The sequence below is a fragment of the Shinella oryzae genome (assembly GCF_023038235.1).
In the GTDB taxonomy this organism is placed as follows: domain Bacteria; phylum Pseudomonadota; class Alphaproteobacteria; order Rhizobiales; family Rhizobiaceae; genus Shinella; species Shinella sumterensis.
The window spans coordinates 1,313,035-1,325,933 of sequence record NZ_CP081988.1; the positions used below are offsets into that span (position 1 = coordinate 1,313,035).

The 12,899-nt window shown below is 62.0% G+C and carries 10 protein-coding genes; 7 read left to right on the forward strand and 3 right to left on the reverse strand.

The window, feature by feature from the left end; genetic code table 11:
- Positions 1–3,261: a DEAD/DEAH box helicase gene (locus tag K6301_RS22305; RefSeq protein WP_247222486.1), complete on the reverse strand. Its 3,261-nt coding sequence runs from the start codon at positions 3,259–3,261 to the stop codon at positions 1–3.
- A 228-nt stretch (positions 3,262–3,489) separates the two neighbouring features.
- Here K6301_RS22305 and K6301_RS22310 point away from each other — a divergent pair, with 228 nt between their 5' ends.
- From K6301_RS22310 to K6301_RS22320, 3 genes are all read left to right on the forward strand, one after another.
- Complete coding sequence (locus K6301_RS22310; protein WP_247221040.1) at positions 3,490–3,744, forward strand: hypothetical protein; 255 nt, start codon at positions 3,490–3,492, stop codon at positions 3,742–3,744.
- A 294-nt stretch (positions 3,745–4,038) separates the two neighbouring features.
- Positions 4,039–4,401, forward strand: coding sequence for a response regulator (locus tag K6301_RS22315; protein ID WP_247221041.1), 363 nt, complete (start codon positions 4,039–4,041; stop codon positions 4,399–4,401).
- A gap of 390 nt (positions 4,402–4,791) precedes the next feature.
- Positions 4,792–5,280: a DUF305 domain-containing protein gene (locus K6301_RS22320; RefSeq protein ID WP_247222487.1), complete on the forward strand. Its 489-nt coding sequence runs from the start codon at positions 4,792–4,794 to the stop codon at positions 5,278–5,280.
- Positions 5,281–5,415: 135 nt separating this feature from the next.
- Here the strand turns inward: K6301_RS22320 and treZ are convergent, their stop codons facing one another.
- Entirely contained in the window at positions 5,416–7,440 is a 2,025-nt protein-coding gene (gene treZ, locus K6301_RS22325; protein WP_247221043.1) for a malto-oligosyltrehalose trehalohydrolase, read from the reverse strand.
- Positions 7,441–7,642: 202 nt separating this feature from the next.
- A complete protein-coding gene (locus K6301_RS22330) occupies positions 7,643–8,344 on the reverse strand; it encodes a GntR family transcriptional regulator (RefSeq protein WP_247221045.1) in 702 nt (233 codons plus the stop codon).
- Between the two features lie 124 nt (positions 8,345–8,468).
- On the opposite strand from K6301_RS22330, the gene K6301_RS22335 reads away from it, so the two are divergent.
- The 4 genes from K6301_RS22335 (at position 8,469) to K6301_RS22350 (ending at position 12,876) form a co-directional block, all read left to right on the forward strand.
- On the forward strand, positions 8,469–9,983 hold the full coding sequence (locus K6301_RS22335) for an aldehyde dehydrogenase family protein (protein ID WP_247221046.1): 1,515 nt from the start codon (positions 8,469–8,471) through the stop codon (positions 9,981–9,983).
- Between the two features lie 123 nt (positions 9,984–10,106).
- Complete coding sequence (locus K6301_RS22340) at positions 10,107–11,057, forward strand: sugar ABC transporter substrate-binding protein (RefSeq protein ID WP_134650095.1); 951 nt, start codon at positions 10,107–10,109, stop codon at positions 11,055–11,057.
- Between the two features lie 68 nt (positions 11,058–11,125).
- On the forward strand, positions 11,126–12,145 hold the full coding sequence (locus K6301_RS22345) for an ABC transporter permease (protein ID WP_247221047.1): 1,020 nt from the start codon (positions 11,126–11,128) through the stop codon (positions 12,143–12,145).
- On the forward strand, positions 12,145–12,876 hold the full coding sequence (locus K6301_RS22350) for an ATP-binding cassette domain-containing protein (RefSeq protein WP_247221048.1): 732 nt from the start codon (positions 12,145–12,147) through the stop codon (positions 12,874–12,876). The genes K6301_RS22345 and K6301_RS22350 overlap by 1 nt, the downstream gene beginning before the upstream one ends.
- Positions 12,877–12,899: the final 23 nt, after the last annotated feature.

Consider the following 12,899-nt stretch of genomic DNA (forward strand, 5'->3'; position numbering starts at 1 on the left):
CTACAAGCCCAATAGCCCTTCGAAGAAGGTCAGCCGCTGGGAGCCATCGCTGCTCGGTATTTCAAAGATCAGCCGTCCATCCCGGAGAACGGGGTCATGCCGCTTGGACAGTCCGGCGAGTATCTTGCGTGTCGGCTTTGCGGCAAAGCTGACAGCCATTGCCCGTGGGCCGGCGTCCATCTTCGAGATGCCGAAGGAAGCGGCAGCAATCCTTAGCCGCGCAAGCCGAAGCAGGATCAGGACGGCTTCGGGCACATCGCCGAAACGATCTTCGAATTCCTCGGCCATATCGTCGATCTCGCGCGGCGAGGAAACCCTCAGCAGCCTGGCATAGAGGTTGAGCCGGATCGCCGCGTCGCCGACATAGTCCGCCGGAATGGACCCAACGATCCCAAGATTGACGGCGACCGCCCCATTCTCATCTGCGGGCTCCTTGCGCAATGCGCGGACCGCCCGGGCGAGCAGCCGCTGGTAGAGACTGATACCAATGACTTTCATATGGCCCGCCTGGCTTTCGCCGGCAATGTCTCCGCCGCCTCTCATGTCCAGGTCTTCAAGGCTGATACTCAGCCCAGCGCCCAGGCGATCGAGTTCGACGAGAGAGGCCAGGCGCTGCCTTGTCTGTTCCGAGACATCCTCTGCGGCGTCGAGAAGCATATAGACGTTGCCCTGCGCCCTTCCCCGTCCGACGCGCCCACGCAGTTGGTGAAGCTGTGCGAGACCAAAACGATCGGCGCGCCATATGAACATGGTATTCGCCTGGGGAACATCCAGCCCGCTTTCCACGATATTGGTCGAAAGCAGGATGTCACCATCCCCTTCAGCGAAACCCACCATGATATCGTCCATCTCGACGGCCGGCAGGCGACCATGCGCGACCCGAACCGACAGTTCCGGCACGATATCGGCGATCATGGCCTGAAGTGCATCGAGATCCTCGATCTGCGGCGCGACGAAAAAGCTTTGCCCACCCCGGCGATGTTCCCGCAAAAGCGCGATGCGCGCCGAGCGGCGATCAAAGTCGGTAAGCGACGTCCGCACCGGGCGCCGTCTCGATGGCGCCGTCGACAAGAGGCTGACTTCCCTCAGTCCCACCATCGCCGCCTGGAGGGTGCGCGGGATCGGTGTGGCCGACATCACTAGCGTGTGCAGGGTGGGCGCCAACGCCTGCATCTTGGCCTTGTCGCGTGCGCCTAAGCGCTGCTCCTCGTCGATCACAAGCAGCTGCAACTTCGCAAACGAAACATCCTTCGCCAGAATGGCGTGGGTCGCAACCACGATTCCAACACCCGCATTGGCAAGTTCCGCCTTGATGCGCTTCACCTCGGCCGGCGGGACGACACGAGAGAGCATCGCCACCTTGACACCCGTGCCGGCGAACCGGCGCTTGAAAACCGAAAAATGCTGGCGGGCAAGCACAGTCGTTGGCGCCACCACTGCCACCTGGCCGCCGGATAGCGCAACCGCTGCCGCGGCGCGAAGCGCGACCTCGGTCTTGCCGAACCCGACATCCCCACAGACCAGGCGATCCATGACTTGACCAGACGAGAGATCGGCAAGCACCGCTTCTACGGCTGAAAGCTGGTCGGGTGTTTCCGCATGCGGAAAGTGGGCGATGAACCTAGCATACTCTGCGCGCGGCGGGACGATGGTAGCGGCTTGCGTCTCCCGGCGTTGTTTTGCCAACCGCATCATGTGGCGCGCGATCGTACGGATATCCCTGGCGATTGTCGCCCGCTTCTTCTGCCATCCCTCGGTATGCAGCCGGTCCAGATTGACCTTGTCTGCCTGGGAACCATACCGCCACAGCTTGCCGAATTCGTGCATGGGAACGAGCAGCATGGCGCCACCATGATATTCGAGCTGCGCGACGTCGCATTCTACGCCATCGGTCACGACAGTTTCGATCCCTCGCAGGACGGAAACGCCGTGATCTTCATGGACGACCACGTCGCCCGGCCGAAGCTCCGGCTCGGCAAGAATGGTATTGTCTACCACTGGTGTTGCCGTTTCGCCGAGGACATAAGCGGCCGGGATCGCCGTGAGGTTCAACTCGGCCTCCGCAAAGCCGTCAGCCAGATCGCTCGCACATGTCAGAATACTGCCTGGCTCCGCCGCCACGATCTCTTGCCAGCCACCGGCAGTCCGCGTCTTGATTTGCAGCCCCGCTTCCAGGCGGCGGCAAAGGCCCCGAAAACGCGGTCCGTGCCCGGTGATGACGACGCGCCGGTCCGCAGCCAGCTGTGATTTCACGTAATCGAGAAAGGCGCCGCGGGGATCGGCCTGCTTTGAAAAGCGAGGCGGCGCGGGTGCGGCCTCTTGTAGAAGATGAAAAACGTTAAGGCCCTTCATAGCGGTGCCCCATTCCGTCCGATCGAGATAGAGAGAGCGGCTGACCTTCGCTTTATCGAACTCTGCGCGCGCGATGCGCGCCTCATCGATGATGTCGAAGTAGGCCTCCAGCCGTTCCGTTACGCCCTGCGCGAATGCGATAGGGGCGCTACCGATAGCATCGAAGACGGTATCTAGGCTCGGATAAAGTTCGAGAAGCTGATCGTCGATCCGTCTGGCGTCCGGCCGCACGTCGCAACCCTTTTTAACCAAAGCTTCCGACGCCGGGCCCAGGACTATCTCTTCGACCAACTCCGTCGTGCGCTGTGTGGCAGGGTCATAGGCGCGCAGTTCCGAGAGCATACCCTTGTCATCGACCACGATGCGCATGGGGCCGCCAGCGCCGGCAGGATAGATATCCATGAGATCATCGCGAACCGCGTATTCTCCGGGATCGTCAACGATCGCCTCCTCGCTATAACCTGTGCGCGTCGCAAAGTCTTCAAACGCGGAGCGATCGAAACGTTTGCCAACGACAAGCCTGTAACGGCTCTGTCGGATCACGTCGGAGGGCGGCACGCGCTGCAACATCGCATCGAGGGAGGTGACCAGCAGACGAGGATGCTGGACAGGCTCGAGCCAGCTGCGCAGCGTGTCCATGCGCCGTCCCATGCAGTGGCGCGTGGGCGACACGCGGTCATAGGGCAAACAGTCCCAGGGCGATAGCATAAGCAGGTTCGCACCCGCATCAAGCGCGCGGATTGCCTCCGCAACCCCCGCCGCAGACGTCTCACCCAAAGCGACATAGACCAGATCGCTTTCCGAAGCGGAAAGGCGCGCAATCAGCCGCGCGGCGACGAGCCCCGGCCCCGGGCGCGCAGCGAAGCCCGGGCTTGGCGAAGCCGGTGGCCGAATTTCTTCAGGATGCATCTTGCGCAATGGAACCTCTCCCCCGCATCCGCCAGGAATGCAGATGGCGGCATGCGGCTTGGTAACCGCCCACCCGGCGCCAAGTTCCCTCACCGTCGAGAGGATTCGGCAAACCCGCAGAATATACTCGTCGGCCGGCGGCCCAAGCAGATCCCTGTAAAGTTGAAGATTATCGGAACCTTGATCTCTTTCTGTTGTTCGAAAGCGAAAGCACGAGAGGAGTACCTGATGGCGAAGCTCAAAAATGACGAACTTGTACAACGAGGCGGGCTTGGAAGCAGAAACAGCGAAGAGCCAAGGGCTCTCGACGTTGAACGCGAGCCCATGCCGGATGCGGCACCGGAAGCGACCTCAAACATCGTCACACAACCTCCGGCTCGCAGCGGACCTGGTTCTGAAGCGACGCTAAAACCCACCGTAGGCAGCGACAAGGACAATCCAGTCCATCACACCGGGCGCATGCCACCTCCGCGCGTTGATTGACGGCAACGCCGACCTGCGCGCGCATGCCGAAGGACGACGGCGCCCCACCCGGAGAGCAACAAAGATGAAACAGCCACCAAACCGGAACGAGAAGGATCACGGCAACAAAAATCAGACTGAGAAGAGTTATCGGACCGACATGGAGTTCGGCAGCGCTGAGAGCAGTCTAGATGCTGAGAAGCACACTGGTGACGATAAGCCCGATCCCGGTAAAGGAGCGCCCAGACATCCTGCCAGATAAGCATATGCCTCTTGAACATACTTGATCGGCCGAAAGCCTAAGCGGGGAAAACCATGTCTTCTCTTCCCCTCTCGGAGCGGACATACCTGCTCGTGGAAGACGAATATTTTACAGCATCCGAGCTGATGGCCTGCCTCGAAGAGGCCGGCGCACGGGTTCTTGGGCCGGTCGCGCATCTCGACCATGCACTTGAGGTCCTATCGCATATTCAGGCCGGAGACGCGGCCATTCTGGACATAAACTTGCAGGGAGAGATGGTCTACCCCTTCATCGACGGTCTCCTCGAACGGAATATCGCAACGGTGTTCGTGAGCGGCTACGAACCGGATGACATCCCTCAACGGTATCGTGCTTTGCCCTCTTTCCAAAAGCCCGTCGACAACGTGGCGCTGATCGCACGGCTTCTCGCACTCTAAGCCGTGCGTCGTGGGAGGTCCGAGATCGTGACAGCTGTTTGGGCAGTTTCGGTGTGCGCAAGTACGTGGTGCCGCCGTTCACCCCATCAGCGTAGTCTCCAGCCATTCTCAAATCGACAGCAGTCTGGAACAGTTTAGCGTGTTCGAGGTTAGCGAAGGCCGGTCCTGACGTCCCTACCGGCAAGCCGGCGCTCTCCTTGTGAACCGCCGGCTCCAGTGAGCGGCTGCTCGTTTTATTCGTGCTCCCAGCGAGCAGCCGCTCAAGGCCACCCGCTCCGTTGCGACAAGGCCCCCATCGAAATGCCGCCCGAGCAAGGTTCCGGTGGAGTGACCTCGGCCCGCAACAGAAAGCCATGCGGTGAGACGCGAGCGGCGGTGAAGGAGTGTTCAATGCAAGATAGACATCACCAGACAGGTCATTGGACGCACCGGCATCCCTATGCCGCCTTCGCCGTCAATATGCTCCTCAGCGCGGCCGTCATGTACCTCGTCATGTTCTCGATGATCGACGGATGGGGTGATTTCAGGAACAATATCAATATGCTCTACATGGCGCTCACCATGGTGGCGCCGATGGGGATTCTCATGTTGGCCACAATGAGCGGCATGTATCCGAACCGGACAGCGAACGTTCTTCTCATTGCCGGTTTCTTCGTTCTGTTCGTCGCGGCATTCGGCGCCACGCGCATCCAGGCGCTGGTCGGCGACCGACAGTTCATCGCCTCGATGATCCCGCACCATTCGGGCGCGATCCTCATGTGCAGAAACGCCGCGCTGAGCGATCCTGAATTAATGACACTGTGCGAGGAGATCACTCGCGGCCAACGAGCGGAAATCGACAAGATGAATGCCATCGGCGCGCGCCTCGGTGCCAACTGAGGAAGCCGATATGATACCCCCCGCGTCAAAGGGTGATGTACTGCGGATCAACGCCTATGTTTCCGACGACATGCCCGGAGGCTCCGGACGCGATGAGGTCCCGCGCAGCGAGAACGCGACGCGTTCAGCCTGTCGCTATCGGTCGTCGCGAGCGCTGCCCGGCGCTGATCGTTCACCGGCTCCGGCGATATCCAACCGGCACCCGTTGGAAATCTGGCTCTGCCATGCGACGAGCCGTTCGCGATCCGGCATTGCCCGCCGCTCGGCCACCACAGGTGCGAACCACAGCACTGTATCGGCGCCGAGCGTCCAGCGCCCTTGAAGGTCGACCGGGCGTATTCCGCCGCCGCCGTAGACAAGGTTCTCGCTTGACCAGACGAGTGCCCACTGCATGCCTTCCGGAGGAGCGTGCAGCGGATCCGCTATGCTGTCGACCGCGATATCCGGCCCCAGATTGGCCACCAAAAGGCGCTCGTCTTTCGGATCGCGCGCAAAATGTCGGAGCAGGAACGCAGAGGGTTCGAGAACGCTGCCATCCACGCGGCTACATGCGCCCTGCGCGAGAACATAGGTTTCGCGACGCAACGCGATCAGGTCCCTGTGAAGCGCGACGATGTGGGTATTCGTCTTGTATTGCGACCAGTCGAGCTTCGAGCGCTCGAATGTCGCGCGGTCGGCCGGCGCCGGCATCCAGCGGGCGAACGCATCATCGCTCAGGCTGGGAAACTGCTTGAGGAACTCGATCCTGCCCTCACGAACCATCTCGGCAAGACCGCCGGCCTGGTCTGCGAAGTAGAAGAATGGGCTGGAGGCCCCAAACTCCTGTCCCTGGAACAGCAGAGGTGTCTGCGGTCCCAGAAGCAGGAGCGCGGTGATCGCTCTCATCCTTGCGGGTGAGGCCAGCCTGTCCATGCGGCAGCCGCTTCCGGAATTTGCGATCTGATCGTGGTTTTGCAGGAAGTGGACGAAGGTCTCAGGCGCGAGGTCGCGGCCGGGCTGCCCGCGCGGCGCATCCTGCCAGTCGTAGCGCTGCCCCTGGAACAGATAGCCGTATTTCGCAGAGGACACGAACTCCTGCGCCCTGCCGCGATGGTCATGGTAATAGGCCTCGCTTCTGCCCGTCAGCGCGACCATTGCAGAATGATGGAAGTCATCGTTCCAGAGCGCATCCAGTCCATAACCGGACCGGTCGCGCGGTCGCACGAGGTGCGTATCTTGCGGCTCGTTTTCAGCAACGAGGTAGATCGACCTGCTCCTTGCCGCCGCACGCGCCTCCCGCGCGACAAGAGCCATGATGTGCTCATCGCTTGCGTCGTTCAGCGCCTGTGTCGCATCGAGCCGCAGCCCGTCAAAGTGATATTCGTCGATCCAGTAAGCGGCATTTTTGGCGAAGAACGCGCGCACGCCGGCACTGTTCTCGCCGTCGAAATTGATCGAGCAACCCCACTCATTCCAGTAGCGTTCGGTAAAGTAATCCGGTGAGAAGGCCTTGAAACGCCCGCCGGCGCCGAGGTGGTTGTAGACGACGTCGAGGATCACGCCCAATTCGAGCCTGTGCGCCGTATCGATGAAGGACCGGAGCTCATCGGGTGTGCCATAGAGCCGGGTAGGTGCATAAGGCAGAACCCCGTCGTAGCCCCAACCGAAGGCTCCGTAGAATTCGTTCAGCGGCATGACCTCGATGCAGGTGACACCGATGTCCTTTAGGACGCCGAGGCGCTCCGTGGCGGCCGCATAGGTGCCCTCCTGCGTGAAGGTCCCGATATGCATCTCGTAGAGAACCTGGCCTTGAGCCTTGAGGCCCCGCCATCCATCGTCCGTCCACGCGAACCGTCGCGGATCCACGACCGCCGAATATCCGTCGGGTCCTTCGGGCTGATAGCGGGAAGCCGGGTCGGCCACCGGTTCCGCCTCGCTTCCGAGACGCAGCCGATAGAGCGTGCTGGGACCGATGCCGTCGAGATCGATGCGAAAATACCCGCCCGGCTCGGCAAGCATCGCATGCATGCGCCCGTCGGCCAGAAGAACGCTGACGCTATCCTGCGCGGGCGCCCAGACACGGAAGGATACGCCAGCACCCAGACACTCGGCTCCGACCGGATAACGCCGTTCCGGCCGTGGAGAAAAATTGGCGGTAGGGACATCGTCTGACGCGGGCATGGATCGTTCCAAGACCAGGATTGCGGCGCACGGATCGAAATATCAGCGCCGTCTGATGCAAACCGCGGCTTGTTGCCTTTGTTCCCTCGTTCAATCCTCGACGGACACCCGGTATCGCGCCCCGCATCGCTGATGCCTTCACATCGACGTCGGCGCGGCGAGCTGCTTCGCCATGTCCCTGACCGCAGTCCAGCCGGGCCGCTCACTCGAAGAGGTCTGGATTGTCGGCCTCGATCTGCGGCAGGTCGGCGAGGATGCCATTAAGGTGACCGCGCATGGCGGCCTCGGCCGCATCGGCGTTGCGCGTGTCGATGGCGTTTATGATCGCCTCGTGCTCGGCAATCAGCCGGACCATGGAATCGGGATGGCGGAGCTGAAGATTGCAGACCCTGTCCATATGCGCCTTGATGTCCGATATGGCGCTCCAGGCAAGGCCGCAACCCGCACCCTCGGCGATCGCGATGTGGAACTGCTCGTCCTCGCGGCGGAAGGCATTGTGATCGTGCGCCGCCATTGCCGCCTTCTGGCGGTCGAGGACTGTATCGATCTTGCGGCGGGTCCAGCTGTCGAAGGCCTCGCTTGCGCGGCGGGCGACGGCGGTCTCTATCGCTTCTCTCACGAAGCGTGCCTCCATCATCTTACGCGCCGAAATCCGTACGACGACCGTGCCGCGATTGGGCCGGATATCCACCAGCTTCGATTTGCCAAGCGCAATCAGTGCCTCGCGCACGGGCTGACGTGAAACACCCATGCGTGTGGCGATTTCCTGTTCGGACAGGCGCATGCCGGGGGTGAGTTCAAGCTGGATGATGGATTCGCGCAGATCTCGTTCCACCTGCGCTGCGGCGGTTTCACCGGTGTCGATCTTCAGGGATTCAAGGTTCACGTCTTTTCCCGCCGCCATGCGTTGACATCCATTTTGAGCCACCATACAGTACCATACAATTCATGCGCAACAGAAATCCGGTGGCCTTAGAACCGGATCAACAGGGAGGGGCTGGCGCGCTGCCGCCGGCCGGAAGACGATATTGCTGTCCAATTTCATAGCACCCGATTCCCATGACCCGCGGCTGAACAGTAAAGCCCGCTATCAGATGCTTGTCGATGGCAAGTCCGTGGATGCGGCGTCCGGCAAGACGATCGAACGCGTGAGCCCGGGCCACGCGGGCGCGGTCGTCGGCATCTGGCCGGAGGCCTCGGCGGATGACGTGCGCCTGGCGATTGCCGCCGCGCGCCGCGCCTTTGATACCGGCCCGTGGCCGCGCATGTCGGGCGCCGAGCGCTCTCGTCTGATGTTCAAGGTGGCGGACCTCATCCTTGCGCATCAGGAAGAACTGGCGCTGGCCGAGAGCCTGGAGGTCGGCAAGCCGATCAATCAGGCGCGCGGCGAAATCGGCTTCTGCGCCGACCTCTGGTCGTATGCCGCAGGTCAGGCGCGGGCGCTGGAAGGCCAGAGCCACAACAATATCGGCGATGACCGTCTTGGCCTTGTGCTGCGCGAACCGGTCGGCGTCGTCGGCATCATCACACCGTGGAACTTTCCCTTCATCATTGCCTCGGAGCGCGTGCCGTGGGCGATTGGCGCCGGTTGCACGGTGGTGCTGAAACCATCGGAATTCACCTCCGGCACATCGATCCGCATGGCGGAGCTGGCACGCGAGGCCGGCATCCCGGACGGTGTGTTCAACGTCGTCACCGGCTACGGCGATCCAGCCGGCCAGGTGCTGGCGGAAGACCCTGATATCGACATGGTGGCCTTCACCGGTTCCGTGCGGGTCGGCACCAAACTCGGCGAGATCGCGGCGCGCAGTGTCAAGCGCGTCGGGCTGGAACTCGGCGGCAAGGGGCCACAGATCGTCTTTGCCGATGCGGACCTCGAAGCCGCCGCCGACGGCATCGCATACGGCGTCTACCACAATGCCGGCCAGTGCTGCATTTCCGGCAGCCGCCTGCTGGTCGAGGAAAGCGTCCGCGACGCGCTGATGGAACGACTGCTCGAGATCTCGCGCAATGTCACCTTCGGCGATCCGCTGAACGAGGGCACCAAGATCGGCGCGATGATATCGGAGGCGCATGCGCAGAAGGTGCATTCCTATGTCGAGGCCGGCATCGCCTCCGGCGCGAAACTTCTGCTCGGTGGCGAACGGGTCGGCAGGGAGGCCGGTCTCTATTACGCACCGACGGTTTTCGCCGGGGTAACGCCGGACATGTCGATTGCCCGCGAGGAAATTTTCGGGCCGGTGCTCTCGACGCTGACCTTCAAGACGGCGGATGAGGCCGTGGCGATGGCAAATGCCACCGAATTCGGCCTGTCGGCCTCCGTCTGGTCCACCAATCTGGAAAGGGCGCTGCAAAGCATCCGCCGTATCCGCGCCGGCCGCTGCTGGATCAACAGCGTCATCGACGGCACACCGGAGATGCCGATCGGCGGCTACAAGAAGAGCGGCCTCGGGCGCGAGCTCGGCCGCTACGGCTTCGACGAATATTCGCAGTTCAAGGGCGTGCATGTCACGCTCGGGCGCCCGGCGCCCTGGTTCGGTTAGCAGGGCCGCATCCTGCGGTCATGAGGAGGAAAACCTCGGCTGGCGAAATCTTTGGTCGGAGCCCGCCAGCCGAGACTTGGGTCTTTTGGACCCGCATTGCACATCCAAAGGGAGGATACGCAAATGAAGTTGACCAGGTTGAAAGCCGCGGCAATGGCCGCCGGCGTTGCCACCATGATGGCATCGACGGCGCTCGCCGCAGACGTCAAGGCCACGATGATCATCTACCTCGATCCAAGTGTCCAGTTCTTTAATCCCGTGGTGAAGGGCGCACAAGACGCCGCCAGCCAGTTCGGCGTCGATCTCGACGTGCAATATGCCAACAACGATCCGGTGCGCCAGAACGACCTGATCGAAAGCGCGACCGCCAGCGGCGTCGATGGAATCGCCGTGGCGATCTCCTCTTCCGACGCGTTTGACGAAAGCATCTGCGCAGCCACAAAGGCCGGAATCATCGTGATCGGCTTCAACAATGACGACCTCGACGGCGCCAAGGGCAATTGCCGACAGGCCTATGTCGGCATGGATGAGTTCGCTTCGGGCTACGAGCTCGGCAATCGTATGATCAAGGAGTTCGGCCTGAAATCCGGCGACGTCGTCTTCAACCCGCGCGAAATCCCGGAGGCGAGCTTCGCCGTGGCGCGTGGCGGCGGTATCGAGAAGGCGATGACGGAGGCCGGCATCAAGGTCGAGACGGTGCGTGCCGGTCTCGACCCGGCCGAAGCGCAGAACATCATCGCGCAGTTCCTGATCGCCAATCCGAACGTGAAGGCGCTGTTCGGCACGGGCTCGGTCACCTCGACAGTTGGTGCGGGCGCCATAAAGGATGCCGGCGTCAACATCCCGTTCGGCGGCTTCGATCTCGCCGTCGAGATCGTCAATGCAGTCGAGTCCGGCGCGATGTTCGCGACCATGGACCAGCAGCCCTACCTTCAGGGCTACTATCCGATCGCCCAGATCGCGCTTGCCAAGAAGTACGGCCTGACGCCGACGGACGTCGATACCGGACAGGGCGCCTTCCTCGACAAGTCGCGCATCAGCTCGGTCAAGCCGCTCATCGGCAGCTACCGCTAACCGGATGTTGCGGGAGCCTGTCGAAGACCCCGGCCGGCTCCCCACGCCCCAAAATCGAGTGCCAGACCGTGACACCTATCCTTGCTGACAACGCCGTGCACCGCTCGCGCACGCAAAGACAATCCGTTCTCAAGCAGATCATGGCGATGCCCGCTGGAGCGATCTTCCTCGTCTTCATGACGTTGCAGATCGTCTGTATCGCCGGCGCGCTGCTTTATCCGAACGAGTTTCGCTATCTTTCGCCGCAGAACCTGACGATCCTCATGAAGGCAATCCCGGTGCTCGGCTGCCTGGCGCTTGGCGCCGGCGTGCTGATGATCGCGGGTGAATTCGACCTGTCCATCGGCTCCGTCTACACCTTCACCGCCGTGCTTATGGCGAGCTTGGTCGGGGCCGGTGTCAGCGCCTTTCTTGCCGCCCCGCTCGGCATCGTCACCGGCCTGCTGATCGGGCTGCTCAACGGCCAGATCACGATCCGCTTCGGATTGCCGTCCTTCATCGTGACGCTCGGCGGCCTGCTGTTCTGGCGCGGCGCGGTGCTTCTCTACAATGGTGCGGTGCAGGTGCGTTTCGATCCCGAGCCGGCCTTCACCAGCCTGTTTTCCGGCACGCTGTTCGGCATCAACGCCGCCTTCATCTGGATCGTGCTGTTGGTGGTCGGCTTTCATTTTCTGCTGCATCGCCACCGCTTCGGCAACCACGTGTTCGCGACGGGCGGCAATCGCGCTGCGGCCGAGGCCATCGGCATCAATACCAGGCGCGTGAAACTGATTGCCTTTGCCGTCGCCGGCGGCATGGCGGCCATGGCCGGCATCCTCGCCACCGCACGCGTCGGCAGCGTCCAGCCGGGCCAAGGTGCCGGTCTCGAACTCCAGGCGATTGCCGCCTGCGTTATCGGCGGGCTTTCGCTGCGCGGCGGTCGTGGCTCGATCATCGGCATCTTTCTTGGTGTGCTGCTCATTCACACCATCACGGATGTTCTGCTTCTCCTGCGGGCGCCCGGCTTCTATCTCGACATGTTCATCGCGACGCTGATCGTGCTGGCCGCCATCTTCAATCATCTCATCGAGCGGCGAGGCGTGGCGTGATGTCCAATCTTCTCGAACTGCACAACATCTCCAAGAGCTTCGGCGCGCTGACGGCGCTGCGTAACCTCAGCTTCCACATTGGCGAGGGCGAGGTGGTCGGGCTGCTCGGCGACAACGGCGCGGGCAAGTCAACGACGGTCAATCTGATTTCCGGCATCCACAAGCCGACCGAGGGCTATCTCAGCGTGGACGGCAAAAAGACGCTCTTCACCTGCCGGTCCGATTCCGCGGATGCCGGCATCGAGACGATCTACCAGCACACCGCCCTCGTCGACAGTCTCTCGATCACCCGCAATATCTTCATGGGCCGCGAACTCACCGACCGTTTCGGTCTTCTCCGGCAGTCCGAAATGCGGGAAATCGCCATGGAGGTCCTGCAGAACGCCGTGCATATCTCGGGCATCGACAGCCCGGACACCCTGGTCGGCAATCTCTCCGGCGGCCAGAAGCAGGCGGTCGCCATCGCGCGCGCCGTGCACTTCAAGAAGCGCGTCCTGCTGCTTGACGAGCCGACCTCCGCACTCTCCGTGCGCGAAACCGAGGCGCTGTTGAACCAGGTGTTGAAGCTCAAGGCCGAGAACGTTTCGAGCGTGCTTGTGACGCACAACATCTATCACGCCTACCAGGTCTGTGACCGGTTCGTGATCATGAGCCACGGCACCAAGGTCTTCGATGTCGACAAGGCCGACACGACGATCAACCAGCTCACCGAATATGTCGTGCTCAACTGATGTTCATTCCCGAAAGAAAGAGG

What these genes read in the sequence shown, in the direction of transcription:
- K6301_RS22315 (WP_247221041.1), top strand. Translation starts at nt 4,039, where the DNA reads ATGTCTTCTCTTCCCCTCTCGGAGCGGACATACCTGCTCGTGGAAGAC.
- K6301_RS22310 (WP_247221040.1), top strand. Translation starts at nt 3,490, where the DNA reads ATGGCGAAGCTCAAAAATGACGAACTTGTACAACGAGGCGGGCTTGGA.
- K6301_RS22330 (WP_247221045.1), bottom strand. Translation starts at nt 8,344, where the DNA reads ATGGCGGCGGGAAAAGACGTGAACCTTGAATCCCTGAAGATCGACACC.
- K6301_RS22305 (WP_247222486.1), bottom strand. Translation starts at nt 3,261, where the DNA reads ATGCATCCTGAAGAAATTCGGCCACCGGCTTCGCCAAGCCCGGGCTTC.
- K6301_RS22350 (WP_247221048.1), top strand. Translation starts at nt 12,145, where the DNA reads ATGTCCAATCTTCTCGAACTGCACAACATCTCCAAGAGCTTCGGCGCG.
- K6301_RS22320 (WP_247222487.1), top strand. Translation starts at nt 4,792, where the DNA reads ATGCAAGATAGACATCACCAGACAGGTCATTGGACGCACCGGCATCCC.
- K6301_RS22340 (WP_134650095.1), top strand. Translation starts at nt 10,107, where the DNA reads ATGAAGTTGACCAGGTTGAAAGCCGCGGCAATGGCCGCCGGCGTTGCC.
- treZ (WP_247221043.1), bottom strand. Translation starts at nt 7,440, where the DNA reads ATGCCCGCGTCAGACGATGTCCCTACCGCCAATTTTTCTCCACGGCCG.